The sequence below is a fragment of the Erwinia sp. AK-PDG3-5 genome (assembly GCF_056821705.1).
This window is the reverse complement of sequence record NZ_CM165967.1, coordinates 869,769-889,311: the sequence shown is the minus strand read 5'-3', so window position 1 is coordinate 889,311 and position 19,543 is coordinate 869,769. Positions and strand designations below refer to the sequence as shown.

Sequence of the window (19,543 nt, the reverse complement as noted above, 5' to 3'; positions counted from 1 at the left end):
GGCCAGCCGCTTTTCTCCACGGGGCTCATCGTCAGGTTGCACATCATGATTGGCCGCTGCCGATCAGCTTTTGCACCAGGCCGATCACATCGCTGACTTCGGTCGGGCTCAGCGACCCATCTTTCGCCCAGCGTACGCGCCCTTCCCGATCGAGCACTAAAATGGTGGAGCTCTCTTCAGGGAGCTGCCAGGTTTTCCGCCCGATGCCGTCGCTGTCGACAACGAACTGTGCCCAGGGATAATTCCTTTTGTTCTTCTCAATCTTTCCGCGGACGAAGAAACCGGAGCCGGGGATGGCGTCATCGGTGTTAACAATGGTGGTGGGCTGGAAGCGATCCTCGGGAAACTGCGCCTCTTTAACGGCGGTGATAAGCAGCGAGTTTTTCTTTTTCGCCGACGTACGGCCCGCGATGTACTGCACAACCCGTACCTTTCCCGCCAGTTCGCCGCTGTTCCAGCCTTGATAGTTGAATTCCCCTTCCCTGAGGATCAACTCCCCACGGTCGGCAATTGCCACGGGCGCAACGGGTTGGCCATAAATAAAGTTATGGGCGGATGCCGCGAATGGCAGCAACAGCAAGACCAGGGCCATCGACTTGCGAAGCATCCCGGCGTTGATCACTGCGCGTGAAACCTGGCGAGCAGGGATTCCAGCCGCTGGCGGATATCGATATCCAATACCGCAGGCGCGTCGTAGGATTTACCGCCAGACAGCTTGTCGGCCACCATCACATCATGCCGGTCACCCATCAGCCCGTTAATCGCGGCCATAAAGCGGGAAATTTTCCGCGCTTCGAGGTTTTCAGGATCGAGGGATCTCAGGGTGTCGTAGAAGGAGACCTGCTGACTGACGATTTTGCGGACGTCGTGAAACTCTTTGCCGGTCAGCATTGGGTTGGCAATCAACGTTTGCAGTTGCCGCAACTGATCCTGACGATAGGCAATAAATCCGCTTTCGGTTTCTAACTTAAGATGACGCAGGCCATGGCTGACCTGTGACCAGATCGGCTTGCTGAGGAACACCCGCAGAATATTGCCGTAGAGATTCAGGTTCTTTTTATTGCCATTGCGGAACGCATCCTGGAAGTGGCCAAGAAGCACGGTGGTCAGATGGAACAGACGACCCGACTGATGTTTTTTGCCATACAGACGCTGAGCAAAACGTAAATGCTTATAACGCGCGCGAATATATTTGTAGCGTAAACGCGTCGACGCCGACATGTCACGTCCTCTGAGGAAGTCGTTTACCAGACCCAGTAACTCCTCACGGGAAAAGCCGTCCTGCCAGAATTGCAGGCAGAGCGCATAATTATTTCGCAGCCCTTCCTGAGAGCACGGCAACGCGATCTGCTGCGGCAGACTGAAATTCGCATCAACGATGTCATCCTCTTCCACGGCGGCAAATAACAATTCCGTGGTTTCGACGGGAAATTTCTTCCAGTTATTATCCATTTTGTTGACTCTCTTGAGGCAGGGTAAACCGCAGGGCATTGCGATGGCGCCAGGCATGTAACGTCGGGATCATCGTGAGTAATACGTCTAAGGATTGCCCTGCAAAATAGGCAAACGCCGCGCCCTGAACGCCGAAAAAGTGCGACATGCCGATCAGCAGCGCAATATAACAGGCCGAAGAAATCGTCTGCACAATCAGGAATGCCCGCTGCTTGCCCGCCATAAACAGCAAGGATTCCTGCGGGAAGCCCAGCATAGAAACGATGATCGCACCGAGCATAATTTGCATCAGGTCATAGGCCTGCAAATATTTATAGCCGAAGACCACGGAAATCAGCGGCTTGCCGACGACCAATACCAGCACCGCCACCGCCACCCCGATGCCACCCGCAAACAGTGCGGAGCGCAGGCCGAGCTGCCACGGCTTGCTGGTGCGCGGATCGAGGCGCATGATTTCCGGGTAAAAGCTTTTCTCCATCAGCTTGGCCGGCGTGCCGGTGGCATCAAAGAAGGTCAGCGCAATTTTAAACAGGCCGGCCGCCGCCGGACCTAAAACGATGCCAACCAACACCGTACTGCAGGAATTTCGCGCCGCCCAAATCGTATGGGCGAAATTGGTCGTCCAGACAAAGTCCCACGCGCCTTCAATTCGGCGAGCGGTCTTCATCAGTCGGGGAGTTAACGCATTATGAATCTCTCTGGAACGCAGCTCGCGCGCGGCGAACCACCAAAACAGCGTGCCGCCAATCAGGTTGGAAACGTACCAGGTAATAATAAAACCGGGGAAACCCAGCTCGAAATAGAAGCAGAAGAGACTGCCGACCGCCTGCAGGAACGGCTTAATCGCCTGCTGCACGGCAATTAAGTCGAAGCGGTTGAACGCCCGCAAAATACCGGTCGGCGTGGACGAGGTCATCGACGGAATTAACGTGCAGTAAAGCACCGCCAGCCACAGGCTGTGAATATCCAGACCCAGCGAGTGTGAAAGGAAAGGCAGCAGCGCCATTCCACCCAATACAGCCACGACGCTGCTAAGGATATCGAGCCCAAAGGAGAATGAAATCACGTCGCGAAAGCGGGAGATATTCTTGCCTTCCAGTGCCGGGGTGCCAAATTGCACCACGAATTGCCAGGTCTGGAACTTAATTAAATCACTGACCGCTTTGGTATAAGCCTGAATAACCACCAGTACGCCAAACATTTCTGTCGACATGCCTTTGCCGGCACAGGAAAGCGCCACCAGGCCCAGCAGGGCACTTGCCACACTGCCGGATCCAAGATAAGCGGCATTTTTCAACATCGTGCGAAAGGCGCCATCCTTAAACCAGTGCTTCATGATGTGGAACCGGCGGCAACAGCCGTGATCGAATCCAGCGCTTTCGCCAGCACTTCCTCGTAAGGCGCGCGCGCATCCAGTTCGATAATGCGCGAACCGTTGTACTGAATTCTGACCATGGCAGAAATTTTATCTTCTAACTCTTCATAACTGTGGTCCGGTTTACGCGCATAGGCGGTATCCACATCAATATCCAGACGCAAAATAAGCTGCGGACGAATCAACGCCATCTGCTGATATAAGCGTCGTTCACTTTCGGCCAGTCGGCTCATTAACCAGCCTTTTGCCCGTTCCACGCCAATGCCGGGACCATCATAATAAAAACCCGATATTTCAGCCTGAGGATAACGATCGCTGATCACCAGTACGCCGCTCTGCGCAAGACGTATCGCTTTCTGTAAATTCGACGAACGCCACAATGAAAAACCGTACATAATCAGAGCCGCCCACAGTGCCGGAGGCTTATTACTCATGCGCTGCGTTTTATCCGATTTTGCCGCCAACCGACGTTCAAGCCAGACACCAATAACCGGTAAGCGTTTAATTTTATCGCCATCCTCACCGGATATCAGACCTAAATAACGGCGTTCCGTTACCCTTTGCTTTTGCAAATTCCTGACTAAATCAGCCGTCAGCGTCGATTTTCCGGTACCGTCACTGCCGACAACCGCAATAAGCCCCGGAATACAGAAAGAAGAGTCGTCCACGTCATTTTCTGCACGCCCGTTGTTAATTTTCTTCAGCATGATGGTCATGAAATAACTCTGTCTCTGAATAGGTTAATGAGGCCTGAATCGCACGTAATGATTCATCCAGAATTTTATTTGCCGGCTCCCGACCATCCAGATCGAGAATGGTTGCGCCATTAAAAGTCAGATGAGGAATAACGGCAATTTTCTCGTGCAGCGCGGCGAGCGAATGATCGGGTTTGCGGGCATGCGCTGTCTGCGCATCAATATCCAGACGGATTAATAACAATGGCGGATATGAGGCCATCCATTGATAGAGCTTTTGCTCTTTATTCCTGAGCCAACCAATCCAACGATTTCCGCCGTGGGTTTTGGCCAACTGCGGTCCATCAAAACGGAAGCCCGGCACTTCGGCCTGCGGGTAGCGGTCGGCGATCAGCAACTGACCATGGCAATTTTTTCTGAGCATTTTCCAGAACTTATAAGATCGCCAGAAAGAGAGCAGAAAAATCACCAGCGCGGTAACATTGCCGGGAGGCGTGGAAGGACGCTGGTGAACGCGATCGGATTTCTTCAGCAAATAGCGGCCAAACGGCGCACCAATGATTGGCAGATCGGCGATCCACTTTCCTATCAATCCTGATGACTGACCGAGATAGAGAAATTCCGTCGGCTGTTGCGAAGAGAAGTGCTTAACCAGACTGGCAGCTAACGTCGATTTTCCGGAACCATCACAACCTGTAATAGCGATTACGCGCACCGGGGAATAACGCGACTGGGAATTTATTTTCTGGCGCACAACAAGCTATCCACAGGTAAAAAAACCATTTTATTCTGTTCCTCTATGGGTTCAAGTCATTTATCACCGGGTAGCAGGTATTGTTAAATACCGGCTAAGCGGGCATCCAAACCATCTTTTCACGCTATTTTTCTTATTATTTCGTGCTCTAAAATTCATAAACTCTTGCCCTGAGACGTATATTTATCCGCTCAACAACAGAATAAATCACTCAGAAAAAACGCAACCACCTGATTTAATTTTCCGCCCACGGCGTTACCAACAAGTAGCATTTTATAACCATACCTCGCTAACGACTTCTTGCGGTCAAAATGGTACATTTCATTCAGTATTAATAAAGAGCAAAGTATTATGACCTCCAGACTCCCGCCGCTTATTGCGGTAATTGGCAGTGATGGCTCCGGAAAGTCTACTGTCTGTGAACATTTGATTGTTCACGTCAAAAAATACGGTCCTGCTGTACACGTTCACCTCGGTAAACAGGCCGGAAATGTCGGACGCGCCGTGTCACAACTGCCTCTAATGGGCAAATCCCTTGAACGTGCCATCGAGCGTAATACCAAAAAAGTGAAAACAAAAAAGACCAAACTGGGTCTGTTGCCGTCGGTGGTGATCATGACTTTTGTTGTGCGCCGCTTATTACGTTTTCGCCGCATGCTGGCTTATCGTCGACAAGGGCTCATCGTATTAACCGACCGTTTTCCTCAGGCGCAAATTCCCGGTGCCTATGACGGAACGGTGTTCCCGCCAGACACCAAAGGCAACGGCCTGGTAAAATGGATGGCCGGTCGCGAGCGTTCTGCCTTCAGGTGGATGGCGGCGCATAAGCCAGACCTGGTGATCAAACTGAATGTGGATCTTGACGTCGCCTGCGCACGTAAGCCCGATCACCGCCGCGAACAACTCAGTAAAAAAGTGGCTGCCACACCGCTACTGACGTTTGAAGGCGCACCGCTGGTTGATATTGATGCGAATAAACCGATCGATCAGGTGATTGCCGCAGCGGAACAGGCTATCTCTGAATTTATGGCTACACAGGGTTACCTGTCGGTTTATGAAGGTGAATCGGTCGCCCACTCGCAATAACCTCCGCTTTCATCCTGCATTCCCTGCTCTGCATGAGCAGGGAATGCGCGGTTACTTTTTCAGTTCCGCAAACGCCTGAATGATTTTATCGATCTCTTCATCACTGTGTGCCGCATTGACGCTACAGCGCAGCAGCGTGACGCCAGACGGCGCCGCCGGCGGCAAAACCAGGTTGACGTAAACCCCTTTCGCAATCAGATCGCGCCAGAAATTCAGGCCATCTTCTTTCGAGCCAATCATCACCGGCACCACCGGACTGATCCGTGGCCCCAGCTCATAACCGATTTGCGCCAGCCCGTTATAAAGACGGTTGGCATTGCTCCACAGCTTTTTGCGTAATTCAGGCTGCTGGGCGATTTTCTGCAGGGAGGCACGCACCGAAGCAATGCTGGATGGCGAAGGTGACGCGGTGAAAATATAGGGCCGACTGCTGTAGCGCAGCACGTCCATGGCTTTACTGCCCACGGCAAAGCCACCTATCGACGCCAGGCTTTTGCTGAAGGTGCCGAGGATAATATCGACCTCTTCTTCCACACCCAGCTCTTCGGCCAGACCGCGACCGTTTTCGCCCATCACGCCGAAGGAATGGGCTTCGTCGACCAGCAAATACCCGCCAAACCGGCGCTTGATATCGACAATTTCCACCAGTGGGGCCACGTCGCCGAGCATGCTGTAAATGCCTTCGACGATGATGATCGCCTCTTTTGCCCGTTCGCCCAGACGGACCATCCGGCGTTCCAGGTCGTTAGCATCGTTGTGACGGAAACGGATAATTTCAGCGCCGCCCAACGCACAGGCATCATAAATACTGGCGTGGCTGTCGGCATCAATCAGCACCACCGCGCCAGGGCCCGCAAGTGTGCTGATGACGGCGAGGTTAGCCGTATAGCCCGTGGAGAAAACGATGGCACAGGGGCGGTTGAAAAAGGTCGCCAGCTCCTGCTCCAGTGCCAGGTGTGAACCGTAGCTGCCGTTTGCCATACGCGAGCCGGTGGTGCCGGTTCCCTGCAGGGCTAAAGCGGCCTGGCCGTCAGCGATGGCCTGCGCATCAAAGGTCAGTCCAAGATAATTGTTGGTTCCGGCCAGCACAATTTTCTGGTCACCGATGCGCCCTTCCGTCGCGGAGTAAATCTCATCGATACAGGTTCCAAAAGGATTCAGTCCGGACGTCTGGAACTGCTCACGCTCACCCGCGAGGCGTGAAAACTTATTATACAGGCCCATTGGCGCTCTCCAGGTGAGGTTGCAGCGCGACAAGCAGTTGCTCAGGCGTTCTGACATCCAGCAGAATATTAATCGGAATAGAAATATCCAGTTTGTCTTCCAGCATCATCAGCAAATCCAGCACTCTGATCGATTCCAGGCCAAGATCGTTGACGAGATCGCTGTCCGGCCTGACATCCACCCCGCCCTTAACGATGTCCTGTAAGCAGGTAAGAATATAATCCATCACTTCGTCGCGATTTAGCATAAGAACGTTGAAAACCTCTACTCGTAAGAATTAAAACAGTCTTTCACGCAGCGCGCGTTCCAGACTGACCTCTGGAAACCAGTGAATGGTTTCGGATAAAGATGTGTTGCTTGCCGACCAGTCCTGATGGGTTAATTCGCGGATTTTGCTGTGCGTCAGCATCGGCTCTTTTCTGGCCAGCCGGTTCCACAACATACTGACGTCGGCAAAGAACTTAAGCGCTGGCAACGGCACGCCCAGCAACCGCACCGGACCTCCGCGCACCGCTGAACCGATCGCCTTCAATCGCAGCCAGTTGTAACCGCCCTGCACGCCATCACAGAGTTCGCAGGTTTGCGTCTCCGGCACGTCGGCAACCAGCCACTGGCTGACGGCTTCGGCAAGATCGCTGACGTGCAGAAACGAGAGCTTCGCTTCTGGCGAGCCCAGTCGGGGAAGCACGCCGCGTAACAGCCAGTCGAAAACCGGTTTCAATTCTTTATCGCCCGGTCCATAAACCGCCGTCGGGCGGAATATACCCAGAGACATGCCTACGGCCATTGAGATCAGCTCGCGCTCGGCGACAAATTTCGATCGCGCATACCAGGACAGTTGAGGATGGCGGGCCGCCAGAGACGACAGGAACAGGAATCGCTTACAGCTGCCGCTTAACCGGGCAGCCTGCATCAGGCCGACGCTGCCGTTAACGTTGCATTGAGTGAAGGTATTTTGCGAACTGCCGCGCACCTGCCCTGCGCAGTGAACGACACTGGTTGCCCCGCGCACCAACTCCCAGAGCGAAGCTTGATCTTCCAGCGAACCCTGGATCCACACCAGATTGTCGTCGGTGGAGGGTTGCGGTGTGCGGGTTAACGCCCGCACCCTGAAGCCTCGCGACAGCAGATTCCCGACGATGTGTTTCCCAATGAAACCCGTTGCGCCCGTCACTGCGACCGTGGTGCTCATCAGGCCAGCCCAGCCAGTTGCACCGCCGGATAGAGTGCTGCGGATAACCAGCGTTTTTTCGCTTCAGCGCGCGCAGGTTTCCCTGACGAGGTGCGTGGAATGCTGTGAGGCGGCAGAAGTTCGATATCCACCGCCACGCCGAATTCGCTTTGAATGCTGGCCGACAGCGAGTGAACAATCTGCTCACGGCGTTCTTCAGAACCGATCCGGCACTGGATCTGCAATATAATTCTGGCGCCCTCACCGTGCTCTTCGGTGACAAACGCAATCGCATCGCCGGCATGAATTTCCGGTTCTGCTTCAGCAACATATTCAATATCCTGCGGCCAGATATTACGGCCACGAATAATAATTAAGTCTTTCTTGCGGCCGGTGACATACAGATTTCCGCCTGACAGATAACCCAAATCGCCGGTATCCATCCAGCCCGTCGCCTTGATCATTTGCTGCGAAACATCGTCACGGAAATAACCGTTCATCAGGCTGGGGCCTGAAATATAAATATGCCCAACCTGATGTTCCGGCAACGTCGTTCCATTTTCACTACGAATATCGATGCGATGCCCAGGCAAGGCTCTGCCGCAATTCACAAAGGATGAGGTGGCCAGGGTATTTTTGCCTGGCGCGACGGCCCGGCCTTCATATTCCAGCACTTCACGGTCGATCTCATGAATTTGCGCCCCGGCGTTCTCTTCCGAGAAACTGACCGCGAGCGTGTTTTCAGCTAAGCCGTAGCAAGGCATAAAAGCGTTGGGATTAAAGCTGAGTTCGCTGAAGTGCTCACCGAACTGCTTGAGTAATTCGGCAGGAATAGGTTCCGCGCCGACGCCGGCCACGCGCCAGCTGGAAAGGTCCAGCCCGGCCAGCTCCTTCATGTTGCTGCGACGCAGGCACAGATCGTAACCAAAAGGCGGCGCGACGGTGACCGTGCCACGATTTTTGTCGATCAGTTTCAACCACTGCAAAGGCCGCATGGCGAAATCTTGCGTCCGCAGATAATCGACGGAAAGCTGCGTCGCCACTGGCGTTAGTAGGAAACCCACCAGCCCCATATCGTGATAGAACGGCAGCCAGGAAACGCAGCGGTCGCCAGCGCGTAATTTGATTCCGTCATGGCTGATAACCTGCAGATTCGCCATCACCGAACGCTGGGTAATAATCACCCCGCGCGGGAAACGGGTGCTGCCGGAGGTATATTGCAGGTAGGCAATATCATCGGCTGCAGGCTTGTCGAGCGCAATATCCCGTTCCGGCAAGGCATTGAATTCGGCATTGCTGAGAATGTGTGGAGGCGGTGCATTTTCTGTGGCTGAGCTGATTAACGGCACCCACTCTTCACTGCTGATAATCGCCGCCGGTGCGCAGCTGGAAATCAATCCTTTCAGCTTGGTGACATACGAAGCACGCTGCCCGATCCCCATCGGAATGGCCAGCGGGACCGCGACCAGACCGGCATACTGGCAGGCAAAGAACGCTTCGACAAAACCGACGCTGGTCTCTGCGATCAGCGCAACACGGTCGCCCTTTTTCAGATCCAGCGACAGCAGACGACGAGCGCCACTTATCGCCCGCTCTTTCAGCGCACGATATTCCAACACGCCCACCAGTTGATTGCGACGGTCATAGAAGTTCATTCCTGTGCGGCCCTGGGCGGCGTAATCTAACGCCTCCACCAGTGAGCCGAAATCGGCATAGCGCATAGGAAGAGAATGGGTTGAGCTCGTTTCAGACATAGACAAATCAGCCATAGATTCAAATCACCAAATGCGACAGGCAAGGTTGGTGAGAGAGTTGATGTTTTATTATGAATTTTTTTATAATCCGTTATTTAACTCTTTTTTATTCCGCCATTAGCTTCGCAAGCAGTTAAGCTTTCGCAAACCACCCATGACTAAAGAAAAAGAGTCTCACTGGCATTTATGTTCAGGACGCAACGTTATATTTCCGCGTCTTCTCACGTTCATTACCGAACCTAAACACTTCATAAACAGTAGCCGGAACCCGGTTAAAAGTGAATAGCTGATTCACGATGATTATGACAAAAGCATTAAGTGATAAAAAATAGCTTCACGTCAGAAAAAGAAAATCAGTAGACTGCAAAGGGTCAAAGGTCTTTACAAAACTAATAGAACGAAAGAGTAAAGCATAAATTGCTTACCCTGTTGCGGAAGTACTCTGCCAATAATCACTGCAGCACGTAATGTTTAAATTAATAGTTACCCGCGCGAAGCAAAACTTTTATTAACAAATAATGCTTTTGCCATCATCAGCATTCGCTTTCAGGCCTGCTTGATCATCGCTTTGAGAACTTTAAAATGCCTGCCAGCTGGCCGTGGGCTTCTTCGAACAGACGAAAATAATTAAAGGTTTTTTATGATTCATATTGAAAAAGTCACTGAAAAGCGTGATTTGAAGGCATTTATTGCTTTTCCCTCCTCACTTTATCGCAACGATCCCAACTGGATTGACCCGCTGTTTATCGAGCGTGAGGAGCATCTCTCGAAGAAGAACCCGAGCGTTGAACATATTGAGTGGCAGGCATTTCTGGCAAAAAAAGAGGGTAAAATTGTCGGGCGAATTACCGCGCAAATCGACAGTCTGCATCGCGAGCTTTATGGTCAGGATACCGGCCATTTCGGCATGATTGATGCGATTGACGATGCGGAGGTTTTTGAGGCGTTATTTGCGGCGGCAGAAGCGTGGCTTAAGTCAAAAGGCGCAATCAAGATCACCGGCCCATTCAGCATGAATATCAATCAGGAAAGCGGCTTATTGATTGAGGGCTTTGATACCCCACCTTCCGCCCTGATGACGCATGGTAAACCCTATTACGCTGATTATATTGAACAACAAGGCTATTCACAGGGCATTGATCTGTTGGCCTATTGGATGAAGCGGACCGATCTGCATTTTGAACCTTCACTGACTAAACTGATGGCTCAGGTGAGAAAAAAGGTCAGCATTCGCCGCCTGAATCGTAAAAAATTTGCTGAAGAAATGCAGGTATTGAGGGAAATATTCAACTCCGGTTGGCAAAACAACTGGGGGTTTGTGCCCTTCACCGAACATGAATTTGCCACCATGGGTGACCAGCTGAAATATCTGGTTCCAGACGACATGATTTATATTGCCGAAGTGGATTCTGTGCCCTGCGCATTTATCGTGGGCTTACCGAATATTAACGAGGCTATTGAAGGGTTAGAAGGCCGTTTGTTCCCCTTCGGCTGGGCGAAGCTGTTATGGCGACTGAAGGTCAGCGGCGTGCGCACTGCGCGGGTGCCATTGATGGGCGTTCGCCATGATTTTCAGTTCAGTAGGATGGGGCCAATTATGGCGCTGTTATTGATTGAGGCGTTACGTGATCCCTTTGCCAGACGCAATATTGATGCGCTGGAGATGTCGTGGATCCTGGAGTCCAACACCGGCATGCGAACGATTCTGGAGCGCATTGGTGCCGTGCCGTATAAGCGTTATCGCCTGTTTGAAAAGACACTCTGATCTTTCTACGGGCGCTAACGCGCGTCGACTCTCGCGGTGGTGTTGCTTAGCAACTGGTCGCTATGCAGCACTGCACTGCGAGCAAGTCTCGCCGCGAGATGATTAATTAAAATAATTAATCATTAAAAGCTCAGGATAACTCACCTGACGTTATTAGTTGGCATAATGAATTCATTCTAATTTATAAGAGTAAACGCATGTCCTTTGAAAAGAAAAAAGGCATCAATCGCTTCATCAGCAGCGTCAATAATTCCTGGGAAGGTTTGAAAGATGCCATCTTCACCGAGGATGCTTTTCGCCAACTCATCATCATTAACGCATTCTTACTGATCATTACATTTTTTCTGGACATCACAAAAACCGAACGACTCCTGTTAATTGCCACCTGCTTTATTTTGCTGATCGTGGAATTGTTGAATACCGCCATTGAAACTGTGGTGGACCGTATCTCTTTAGAGATTCATCCCCTCTCTAAACGCGCCAAAGATATTGGCGGTGCGGCACAGTTAGTGGCAGTGGTAATGACGATAATCATTTGGCTAAGCGTTATCTTTTAGCGATTAATACCCTAAAAGCGCAGAAAAAATCCGGCACATGGCCGGATTCTTCTTAACAGTGCACTCGCGACTTAAAAGCGGTAGCCAACACCCACAATAAATCCATTCACTGCGTAGTCCGTAACGCCGTCTGTGACTCTTGAACCTTCATAACCCACGTCGATGGTGAGATTATTCCATGGGTTGATTTGCATACCCGCGCCATACATCAGGTTGGTAGATTTATTGTCACTCGTACTACTTGAATTTCCCAGGCCAAACTTTTCCAAGTCATAGCTGTAATTAACTTTGTTATAGTTCAAGCCAACTAAACCATAGAGACTGAAAAAATCATTGGTACGATATGCCGGACCGACGGTTAAAGAATAATACTTTACATCAACTTCTGGATAGATAGTATTATTGACGTTTGAATAATGACCGTCATTACTGCCATTCAGATAGGTAAATGAGCTTATGATACTGAGAGGAGAGTTCCACTCGTAGCGATATTTCGCATTAACCCCCTGGATGTTTTTAAAATCCTCTACTTTGCTTTGCGCATACCCCAGGGTGATGGTGTGGTCTGCGGCGTGCGGGTGCCGGCGTCGTCCAGCGACGCGCCGACGCGCCACATTTTTGTTTGCTGCCTGCTAAGCAGCACGTCGCTTTCGCCCGGCTGCTCGCCGGGCACAATCTCCATGCTGGCCTGCACCGTCGGCAGCCGCTGCAGGTTTTCCAGCCCCTGCTCAATGTTGCGTAAATCAAGCAGGTTGCCGGCATGGGCCGGGAAGGCAGCGTACAGCGAAGCGTAGCGGTCGCTGCCCGGCGTCAGGACCACCTTGCGCACCTTGCCGGGCACAATCACCAGCTTAAGCTCGTTGCTGGTCAGATCCTGGGCCGGCGCCAGCACACGCGAGGTGATATAGCCATGATCGATCAGGCGGTTCTGCAGGGCGCTCATCAACAGGTTAATACCCTTGCCGCCCAGGCACTGACCCGTGGCCTGATGGGTGATTAACCGAAGCGGCAGCCAGTGCGGTAAGTCGTCTATGCCGCTGAGCACGACCTTATCGATTAGAAAACAGGGTTTTTCCTGTGGAAACGGAATGCGGCTGAAGCCAGACGCAGGCGGCGAAAGGTGCACGTCGGGTGTTGGCGGTGTAAGCTGCTGCTCCAGCGCTTTTTGCCGCTGCTGTTGCAGAACAAGCGGTTCATCGCCAGGGGCGGCCAGGGCCACGTTTAGCCCAAAAAACGGTGGAAAAATCGCCAATAGCACCGCGAGGCGGCTGCAGGTAAAAAACGGGGAATGTGATGACATATAACAATCCTTGTTATAGAAAAATTATCTGACCCGTAGATTCCTTCCACGGGCCCTGGTTAACGCCTGATGAGACACTGACCTCTTGATTTAACTGGCACTAATCGCTCACACAATAAGCAAAGGCGAACGGGAACGCAACGATATTTAAGCTAAATTTCTGAGCCTCCGTTTTCTCCTATAGAGTCTATCGCAGCGTCCTCATCCACAGTTTCCGACGTTGATTGGCGACCAGGAGAAGCAATTAAACAGCGGCCTTCGAAACAGGTTTAAAAATTAAAAGATCGCTAATCTGCAATGATTAAAACCGTGAAATAATACCCTTGCGAAAATATTGATCAAAAGCTGTACAGTCTGGTATAAGTGCTCAAGTCGATTTTTGCGTCAGCATCTCAGCCTTAACTCATTCTATTCATTGAATTATTTAATATGCTAATTGAGATAAGAAAGCCTTTTACTTCATAATTAATTCATACATAAAGTGTTCTAAAAGGAAATAGAATGATGCTAAAGTGTTTCCGTCATCCAAAGAAATGCCACCCGGCGACGACTTTACTAACGATTATTTGACTTAAATCACTCATATCTCGCCTCTGATTCTTACCTCAAAACTCTAATTTCAGAGGGTTAATTTATTACAGAAGTGGAGTCATCTGCACCATGCCCAAGCAAAGAGTTGTCAAATCTCTGGATGAAGAACATCTCGCTTTTATGTGCCGTTCTGCCTTTATTATTGGTTTAATCGTGATATGCGGTTGGTGTACGGTATTTTTAATGTTGCATGAATGGTCGATGGCCTATTCAGACATTACGCTGATTATTGCCGCCATTATTTGTTGGGCCGTAACCGAAAAGCGAAGTTTTTCCACAGGTCTGATGCTTGCTCAGGTCGTCCACATTGCCTATGCCATCTATTTCTGTTTATTTTTTGATATCCCTGAAATGGATGCGCCAAGAACAACCCACCTTTACCTGCTGACGATAGCGCTGGTTGGCTATATCAATTACCAGAGGCAGAAGAGTCTGCTGCAACTGCTGATAATATTACTCTCGCTGGCGACGTTCAGCGTATTTAGTGCAGCCAATTTAGTCTTCCCTTTCGCAGAACCTATTCCGCCTGAACTGAGAGCGGTTCTCCCCTGGATTAACGGCATATTGTCGACCGCTATCCTGGCTGGGGGCATCGTCGCCATGCGTATAGATTTCTCGCGCAGGAGCGAAAAAATCCGATCTCTTCAGAATGCGATTTATAACGACGAATTCGTTATCTATTATCAGCCGCTGCTTAATTCGTTGGGTCATATTTCTGGGGCCGAAGCGCTGTTGCGCTGGAACCATCCCAAAAAAGGGTTGGTTCCACCGTCGGAATTTATTCCCGATGCGCAGCAAGCTGGGCTGATGCCTTCGGTGGGTGAATGGGTGATCGTCAATGCCTTCAGAGAATTAGCCGAATGGCGGTTAGATCCTAAAACCAGTCACCTGACGCTTTCCATCAATGTCACCGTTGATCATCTGATGAAGCCAGACTTTGTTCAAAGCCTGCTGAATCAGGCCAAAATTGCGCAGATCACCCCCTCACTGGTGAAGATTGAACTCACTGAAAGCGTTTTTGCCTCTGATATTGAAACCGTGGTGGCAAAAATGAGTGCGCTGTCGAATGCAGGATTTAGATTCTCGCTGGATGATTTTGGTACCGGTTTTTCATCATTAAGTTACCTTCGCCGCCTGCCACTTGAGCAAATAAAAATCGACCGCAGCTTTGTCTTTGGCGCGAGAGAAAGTATGAAGGGGGCTGTCATCGCAAGGCATATTGCGCGCATGGGGCTCGATCTGAAACTTGAGGTGCTGGCTGAGGGGATTGAAACACCGGAACAATGGTCGTTGATGAAGAGTTTTGGCTGCACTGCGTTTCAAGGGTTTTACTTTTCCCGCCCGTTAAGCATTAGTGACTTCAGAGATTTTACCCGGAAAAATGCCACCAAAATCGAGGGCCAGAAGTAATCCCAGGCTTATTCAGACTGATCCGCGCTTTTTGCGATGCTTTTTATCCACTTCAAATGCAAAAAAGGCCGCCCAATGGGCGACCTCTTCCGGCACATCCTTATGCAACCATTCCTTATTTATACAATTCTGCAGTCATATACACGTTGTTATTGGTGTTAGCACTGGTGATTTTGTACTGCTCGCCGTGTTGCTGTGCCTGTGCAGCGATTTTAGCTTCAGCGCCGTCCAGAGTCGATGAGGTAACGGAGACGCTCTGCGCGAAGCTACCAAATGAAATCAGAGAAAGAGCGGCTACAGCGGCAAGTGACAGTGTGTTGATGGTTTTCATGGTTGTAATCCTTAAGTTATTTGTTTGGGAGGTTTGTTTGCCTCCGATGAAACAATAATAACTCAAGTTATTATTAGTGTAGTAACAATTAGTGCTGTTATTGTGATTTTGCTATCCATTGTTAACATCCCAATCCCGCACGCAGAACACTTCAGGCCCTGGGACCGTTGTAGATTATTCGGCAGAGTCTCTCTATGATGAGAAGGTTTCCCACACGCTTGTTGGGACTTATCAACCAGTTAGGGACGTCGGCGGGATGACAACTTTACATGACCTTGATTTGCGACAGCTGGAAGCTTTTGCCACCGTCATCTCTGCGGGCAGCGTAACGGCGGCGGCAAAGGCGCTGGATCGTTCACAATCTTCGGTTTCCCGGCTGATCCAGGAGCTGGAGCAGTCGCTGGGATATCCCCTCTTTATCCGCAACGGCCCGCGCATTCACCCCACCGAAGAAGCGCTTCAACTGCATCAGTACGTGCAAAAAGCGTTACTGTCGCTGCAACAAATCCGCCTGCGCGCCAATGAAATTGGCCATCAGCAGCATCGTCCACTCAGTATTGCGGCGACGCCCGCACTGGCCGCAGGTTTATTACCCCAGGCGCTGGCATTGCTGGGCCTGCAAAACAAAGTGCAGATTGTCAGCCAGTCCGCTGAACAAACCGCGCATGCCGTGATCACCGCCGAAGCGGATCTGGGTCTGTGTAGCCTGCCGCTGGAACATCATGCGGTGGATTTGCACTGGATTGGTCAATCCCGATGCGTGGTCGCGCTGCCAGAAAGCGATCCGCTGGCATCAGAAGAGTTAATTGCCATTGGTCGTTTAGCCGGACGGCGTTTAATTGTGCCGTGGAGCCCGCTGCGCCTGCGTGGACGTTTCGAAAAGGCGTTGAAAAAGCTGAAGATACCCCCTCACGAAACCATCGAGACTAACTCTTCCGCCAATATCCTTGCCTGCGTGCGTGCCGGTCTGGGCGTCGCCATTCTGGAGCCGGTCACCGCCTGGGGAATGCCGCTGGAGGGGGTCGCTATTCGCGCGCTGGAAGAGGAGATCCCCTACTTCTTTGGGGTGATCACCCCGCAAGGTCGGCAACTTTCAGCGGCGACTCAGTCGCTGGTTGATGCGCTGGAGACCGCAGCCGCCAATCTGCTTCCCGCCTTCCAGCGGCTGCCGGCCACCGAACACCAGCGGGTTATGAAGCTGATAAATCAGGACTAATTTTTCAACACCCTCCTTTTCTGAACGCCCCGCCATTCATCTCAACAGCCCTTTTCACTGCCGCCGCCTGCGGCATATGCTTTTTTCAGCATAAGATATAAGAATTTCATTGGTTAACAAATAATCAGCCCGCTTGACTCCCATCCGGGGGAAGTGGATTATGCGAAAACTGATTTATTACCATGCGCCAGACAGATAATGAATGCTAAATCATGCACCAGGCAGATAATAAAATTATCTCTCCACGGGCGTAAATTTGCTGGATTTCATCTTCGCCAGGCCTTTACCGCAGCACTTGTGACAGACTGAATTCAACACAAGTCGGGGAAATTTATGATGACAACGCCTGCAACTTCGCCACTGCCCATCGGCCTCGACGTACTGGAAGCCCAGCTCAAGCAAGATCTTGAATTCCTTGAGCTGCCGGCAAAACCCTGGGTTCCTCAGCAGCTGCATCAGGGCGAAGCCGTTCGCGATGTTGTGGTCATTGGCGCGGGTATGTGCGGCCTGGCAGCCACCGCCAAACTGGTGCTGACCGGCATCAATAATGTCATTGCCTATGATGCGGCCCCGCAAGGTCTGGAAGGCCCGTGGATTACCTTCGCCCGCATGGAAACCTTGCGCTCGCCGAAAACGCTGCACGGTCCTGCGCTGGGTCTGCCACAGCTGACCTTCCGCGCCTGGTTCACCGCACAGTGGGGCCAGCAGGCCTGGCAAGCGCTGGACAAGATCCCAAAAAGCCAGTGGATGGATTACCTGGTCTGGTATCGCCAGGTGCTTAATCTTCCGGTGCAGAACAACGTGCGCATGACCGGCATCTCGCAGGTTGGCGAATTTATCGCGCTTGATGTTGAAGGGGCGGAAACGGGGCGCGTGCTGACCCGTCGGCTGGTGCTGGCCACGGGACGTTCCGGGTTGGGCGGTTTCGCCGTGCCGGACTTCCTTAACGGTATCGACCGCGCTTACTGGGCGCACTCGGCAGACGACATTGATTTTGCCGCGCTGCAAGGCAAACGGGTGGCGGTGATCGGCGCGGGCGCGTCTTCAATGGATAACGCCGCCACCGCACTTGAAGCAGGTGCCGGTTCGGTAGAAATGCTGATCCGCCGCAAAGAGATGCCACGCATCAATAAAATGACCGGGATTGGCAGCCAGGGCGTGGTGCACGGCATGCATCAGTTGCCGGATGCCTGGAAGTGGAAGTTTGTCGACTACACCGCCTCCAGCCAGACGCCGCCGCCGCGTTCTTCAACGCTGCGCGTGTCGCGCCATCCCAATGCCCGCTTCCTGCTGGACTGCGGCATCGTCGCGGTAAAACAGCAGGCGGACGGGCTGCTGATTGAAACCACTCAGGGCCCGCGCCCAGCTGATTTTCTGATCGCGGCCACCGGTTTTTCCAATGACTTTACCGGCCGCCCGGAATTTTCCGCGCTGGCCTCGCATATCCGCAACTGGGCCGACGGACGCTATCAGCCCGGAATGGGACCCGCCAGGCAGAATATGCTGGAAGCGCCGGACCTTGGCCCATCCTTTGAGTTCCGCGAGCGTGTGCCGGGCGCCTGCCCGATGCTGGCACATATACACTGCTTTAATGATGCGGCGATGCTGACGCACGGCAAGGTTTCCGGTGATATTCCGGCAGTCAGTGCCGGTGCCGATCGTCTGGTTCGCGGCATCACCGCCTCGCTGTTTGCAGAGGACGTCGACGCCCACTTTGCAAGCATGGTGGCTTACGACATCCCGGAATTGCAGGGTGACGAATGGGTTGATTCAACCCCCTTGCTACATCAGGAGAACACGTTGTGATCGACGCAATAGATAAGGCTGCCGGACTTTCACCGGACGACGCGCTGTTTAAGGCCCGTCGCTTCCGTACGGAATTTGTTGAGGGCGCAGAGCTTTGCCGCCTGTCTGTTTTACAGCCAGAGGACACTCAGGGACTGGAACCGTCACTGCGGCTGGCGCTTGCTCACCGCATGGCCGCGCTGAATGCCGCAGAAGAATTGATGGCGGACTATGATGTACAGCTGGCCGCGCTTTCCCCTTCGGAACAGTTGCTGAAGCTGGCGAATGGCGAAGTCGATCTGGATGAGCCGCTGGCGACGATTGTCCGCCATGCCGATCGGGTCACCATGACCCCGAGCGAGGCCGCTGCCAGTGATATGACCCGTCTGCAGCAGGCCGGGCTCAACAACGCGCAAATCGTTGCGCTGTCCGAGCTGATCGCTTTTGTTAACTTCCAAACGCGCGTTGCCGCTGGCCTGCGCCTGATGAGGTCCGCATGATCCCTCTGGTCAGCCTGAAGCCTCTGGCCTGGCATCCTTACATCGCGCCCGTCGACGTGGAAGACGCCACGCCGGCGCAGCGTGATGCGATGAAGGTGACGCCATCCAACAAGAAGATTTCCGAGTACGTGCGCACGCTGGCGCACGATCCGGAAAGCTACGTTGCCCGCACCGTTTTGTTCAACGCCATTATGTACGTCGAAGGCGGGCTTAACCGTCCGGATCGCGAGCTGGGGGCATTAGGGGCGTCGATCGTTAACGGCTGCAAGTATTGCGCCGTGGTTCACGCGCGCCGTCATGCCCAACTGACCAAAAGCGATAAGCTGGTCAGCGCGATCTATTTTGATAAACCTGAAATGCTTGGCCCGCGCGATGCCGCCATTTATCGCTTTGCCCGCCGGTTATCGGCTGCGCCTGCCGAAGCGACGGTGGAAGATATCGCCTCATTGCGCTCTGTGGGTCTGGATGACGTCGAAATTATCGATCTTATCCACGCTATTTCGATTTTTGGCTGGGCAAATCGCCTGATGCACGTGCTTGGCCATGCCACGCCCGGGAAATAAAGAGGACTACCAAC

General features: G+C 52.3%; 19 protein-coding genes and 1 pseudogene. 8 read left to right on the top strand and 12 right to left on the bottom strand.

All coding sequences use genetic code 11. The annotated features are described in order from the left end of the window. Nucleotides 1-43: 43 nt before the first annotated feature. Genes AC1UKS_RS04075 through AC1UKS_RS04055 form a run of 5 tightly spaced genes read right to left on the bottom strand, consistent with a single transcriptional unit; the run spans nt 44 to nt 4,276 of the window. A complete protein-coding gene (locus AC1UKS_RS04075) occupies nt 44-592 on the bottom strand; it encodes a YtfJ family protein (protein WP_482435893.1) in 549 nt (182 codons plus the stop codon). A 26-nt stretch (nt 593-618) separates the two neighbouring features. Further along, complete coding sequence (locus AC1UKS_RS04070; RefSeq protein ID WP_482435892.1) at nt 619-1,452, bottom strand: hypothetical protein; 834 nt, start codon at nt 1,450-1,452, stop codon at nt 619-621. Then, the gene (locus tag AC1UKS_RS04065) at nt 1,445-2,788 is read right to left on the bottom strand and encodes a lipopolysaccharide biosynthesis protein (RefSeq protein WP_482435891.1); all 1,344 of its coding nucleotides are present in this window, start codon (nt 2,786-2,788) and stop codon (nt 1,445-1,447) included. The genes AC1UKS_RS04070 and AC1UKS_RS04065 overlap by 8 nt, the downstream gene beginning before the upstream one ends. Next, nucleotides 2,785-3,534 (bottom strand): nucleoside/nucleotide kinase family protein, encoded by a 750-nt coding sequence (locus tag AC1UKS_RS04060; protein ID WP_482435890.1) that lies wholly within the window; start codon nt 3,532-3,534, stop codon nt 2,785-2,787. The genes AC1UKS_RS04065 and AC1UKS_RS04060 overlap by 4 nt, the downstream gene beginning before the upstream one ends. Beyond that, nucleotides 3,518-4,276 (bottom strand): nucleoside/nucleotide kinase family protein, encoded by a 759-nt coding sequence (locus AC1UKS_RS04055; protein WP_482435889.1) that lies wholly within the window; start codon nt 4,274-4,276, stop codon nt 3,518-3,520. Before AC1UKS_RS04055 ends, AC1UKS_RS04060 begins: the two co-directional genes overlap by 17 nt. A gap of 351 nt (nt 4,277-4,627) precedes the next feature. Between AC1UKS_RS04055 and AC1UKS_RS04050 the strand changes: the two genes are divergently transcribed. After that, the gene (locus AC1UKS_RS04050; protein ID WP_482435888.1) at nt 4,628-5,362 is read left to right on the top strand and encodes a dTMP kinase; all 735 of its coding nucleotides are present in this window, start codon (nt 4,628-4,630) and stop codon (nt 5,360-5,362) included. A gap of 51 nt (nt 5,363-5,413) precedes the next feature. Here the strand turns inward: AC1UKS_RS04050 and spt are convergent, their stop codons facing one another. The 4 genes from spt to AC1UKS_RS04030 are packed head-to-tail and all read right to left on the bottom strand — an operon-like array spanning nt 5,414 to nt 9,511. After that, nucleotides 5,414-6,586, bottom strand: a complete 1,173-nt coding sequence (gene spt / locus AC1UKS_RS04045; protein WP_482435887.1) for a serine palmitoyltransferase — start codon at nt 6,584-6,586, stop codon at nt 5,414-5,416. After that, a complete protein-coding gene (locus AC1UKS_RS04040) occupies nt 6,573-6,833 on the bottom strand; it encodes an acyl carrier protein (RefSeq protein ID WP_053143570.1) in 261 nt (86 codons plus the stop codon). The genes spt and AC1UKS_RS04040 overlap by 14 nt, the downstream gene beginning before the upstream one ends. Nucleotides 6,834-6,863: 30 nt before the next feature. Continuing rightward, complete coding sequence (locus AC1UKS_RS04035) at nt 6,864-7,778, bottom strand: NAD-dependent epimerase/dehydratase family protein (RefSeq protein ID WP_482435884.1); 915 nt, start codon at nt 7,776-7,778, stop codon at nt 6,864-6,866. Further along, nucleotides 7,778-9,511 (bottom strand): fatty acyl-AMP ligase, encoded by a 1,734-nt coding sequence (locus tag AC1UKS_RS04030; protein WP_482435882.1) that lies wholly within the window; start codon nt 9,509-9,511, stop codon nt 7,778-7,780. Before AC1UKS_RS04030 ends, AC1UKS_RS04035 begins: the two co-directional genes overlap by 1 nt. A 640-nt stretch (nt 9,512-10,151) precedes the next feature. Between AC1UKS_RS04030 and AC1UKS_RS04025 the strand changes: the two genes are divergently transcribed. Next, a complete protein-coding gene (locus AC1UKS_RS04025; protein ID WP_265908480.1) occupies nt 10,152-11,276 on the top strand; it encodes an N-acetyltransferase in 1,125 nt (374 codons plus the stop codon). A 197-nt stretch (nt 11,277-11,473) separates the two neighbouring features. Next, nucleotides 11,474-11,833 (top strand): diacylglycerol kinase, encoded by a 360-nt coding sequence (locus tag AC1UKS_RS04020; RefSeq protein WP_013203735.1) that lies wholly within the window; start codon nt 11,474-11,476, stop codon nt 11,831-11,833. Nucleotides 11,834-11,904: 71 nt separating this feature from the next. Here AC1UKS_RS04020 and AC1UKS_RS04015 read toward each other — a convergent pair whose 3' ends face one another. Together AC1UKS_RS04015 and AC1UKS_RS04010 are read right to left on the bottom strand one after the other, a co-directional pair. Beyond that, the gene (locus AC1UKS_RS04015) at nt 11,905-12,447 is read right to left on the bottom strand and encodes an Ail/Lom family outer membrane beta-barrel protein (protein ID WP_482435880.1); all 543 of its coding nucleotides are present in this window, start codon (nt 12,445-12,447) and stop codon (nt 11,905-11,907) included. Then, a pseudogene (locus AC1UKS_RS04010) lies at nt 12,405-13,133 on the bottom strand (POTRA domain-containing protein); the annotation flags it as partial. The pseudogene AC1UKS_RS04010 and the gene AC1UKS_RS04015, both read right to left, overlap by 43 nt. Before the next feature lie 660 nt (nt 13,134-13,793). Between AC1UKS_RS04010 and AC1UKS_RS04005 the strand changes: the two are divergent. Beyond that, on the top strand, nt 13,794-15,134 hold the full coding sequence (locus AC1UKS_RS04005) for a putative bifunctional diguanylate cyclase/phosphodiesterase (protein WP_482435878.1): 1,341 nt from the start codon (nt 13,794-13,796) through the stop codon (nt 15,132-15,134). A 115-nt stretch (nt 15,135-15,249) separates the two neighbouring features. On the opposite strand, the gene AC1UKS_RS04000 is transcribed toward AC1UKS_RS04005, so the two are convergent. Then, the gene (locus AC1UKS_RS04000) at nt 15,250-15,465 is read right to left on the bottom strand and encodes a YdgH/BhsA/McbA-like domain containing protein (protein WP_482435876.1); all 216 of its coding nucleotides are present in this window, start codon (nt 15,463-15,465) and stop codon (nt 15,250-15,252) included. A gap of 256 nt (nt 15,466-15,721) precedes the next feature. On the opposite strand from AC1UKS_RS04000, the gene AC1UKS_RS03995 reads away from it, so the two are divergent. The 4 genes from AC1UKS_RS03995 (at nt 15,722) to AC1UKS_RS03980 (ending at nt 19,529) form a co-directional block, all read left to right on the top strand. Further along, the gene (locus tag AC1UKS_RS03995) at nt 15,722-16,681 is read left to right on the top strand and encodes a LysR family transcriptional regulator (protein WP_482435874.1); all 960 of its coding nucleotides are present in this window, start codon (nt 15,722-15,724) and stop codon (nt 16,679-16,681) included. Between the two features lie 336 nt (nt 16,682-17,017). Continuing rightward, nucleotides 17,018-18,487 (top strand): NAD(P)-binding domain-containing protein, encoded by a 1,470-nt coding sequence (locus AC1UKS_RS03990; RefSeq protein ID WP_482436879.1) that lies wholly within the window; start codon nt 17,018-17,020, stop codon nt 18,485-18,487. After that, the gene (locus AC1UKS_RS03985) at nt 18,484-18,966 is read left to right on the top strand and encodes a CMD domain-containing protein (RefSeq protein WP_482435872.1); all 483 of its coding nucleotides are present in this window, start codon (nt 18,484-18,486) and stop codon (nt 18,964-18,966) included. The genes AC1UKS_RS03990 and AC1UKS_RS03985 overlap by 4 nt, the downstream gene beginning before the upstream one ends. Continuing rightward, nucleotides 18,963-19,529, top strand: a complete 567-nt coding sequence (locus tag AC1UKS_RS03980; RefSeq protein WP_105760156.1) for a peroxidase-related enzyme — start codon at nt 18,963-18,965, stop codon at nt 19,527-19,529. The genes AC1UKS_RS03985 and AC1UKS_RS03980 overlap by 4 nt, the downstream gene beginning before the upstream one ends. The last annotated feature ends 14 nt before the right edge of the window (nt 19,530-19,543 follow it).

Bases quoted from the DNA above. Each gene is read 5' to 3' on its own strand.
- AC1UKS_RS04075 (WP_482435893.1), bottom strand. From the start codon at position 592: ATGGCCCTGGTCTTGCTGTTGCTGCCATTCGCGGCATCCGCCCATAAC.
- AC1UKS_RS04070 (WP_482435892.1), bottom strand. From the start codon at position 1,452: ATGGATAATAACTGGAAGAAATTTCCCGTCGAAACCACGGAATTGTTA.
- AC1UKS_RS04065 (WP_482435891.1), bottom strand. From the start codon at position 2,788: ATGAAGCACTGGTTTAAGGATGGCGCCTTTCGCACGATGTTGAAAAAT.
- AC1UKS_RS04060 (WP_482435890.1), bottom strand. From the start codon at position 3,534: ATGCTGAAGAAAATTAACAACGGGCGTGCAGAAAATGACGTGGACGAC.
- AC1UKS_RS04050 (WP_482435888.1), top strand. From the start codon at position 4,628: ATGACCTCCAGACTCCCGCCGCTTATTGCGGTAATTGGCAGTGATGGC.
- spt (WP_482435887.1), bottom strand. From the start codon at position 6,586: ATGGGCCTGTATAATAAGTTTTCACGCCTCGCGGGTGAGCGTGAGCAG.
- AC1UKS_RS04040 (WP_053143570.1), bottom strand. From the start codon at position 6,833: ATGCTAAATCGCGACGAAGTGATGGATTATATTCTTACCTGCTTACAG.
- AC1UKS_RS04035 (WP_482435884.1), bottom strand. From the start codon at position 7,778: ATGAGCACCACGGTCGCAGTGACGGGCGCAACGGGTTTCATTGGGAAA.
- AC1UKS_RS04030 (WP_482435882.1), bottom strand. From the start codon at position 9,511: ATGTCTGAAACGAGCTCAACCCATTCTCTTCCTATGCGCTATGCCGAT.
- AC1UKS_RS04025 (WP_265908480.1), top strand. From the start codon at position 10,152: ATGATTCATATTGAAAAAGTCACTGAAAAGCGTGATTTGAAGGCATTT.
- AC1UKS_RS04020 (WP_013203735.1), top strand. From the start codon at position 11,474: ATGTCCTTTGAAAAGAAAAAAGGCATCAATCGCTTCATCAGCAGCGTC.
- AC1UKS_RS04005 (WP_482435878.1), top strand. From the start codon at position 13,794: ATGCCCAAGCAAAGAGTTGTCAAATCTCTGGATGAAGAACATCTCGCT.
- AC1UKS_RS04000 (WP_482435876.1), bottom strand. From the start codon at position 15,465: ATGAAAACCATCAACACACTGTCACTTGCCGCTGTAGCCGCTCTTTCT.
- AC1UKS_RS03995 (WP_482435874.1), top strand. From the start codon at position 15,722: ATGACAACTTTACATGACCTTGATTTGCGACAGCTGGAAGCTTTTGCC.
- AC1UKS_RS03990 (WP_482436879.1), top strand. From the start codon at position 17,018: ATGACAACGCCTGCAACTTCGCCACTGCCCATCGGCCTCGACGTACTG.
- AC1UKS_RS03980 (WP_105760156.1), top strand. From the start codon at position 18,963: ATGATCCCTCTGGTCAGCCTGAAGCCTCTGGCCTGGCATCCTTACATC.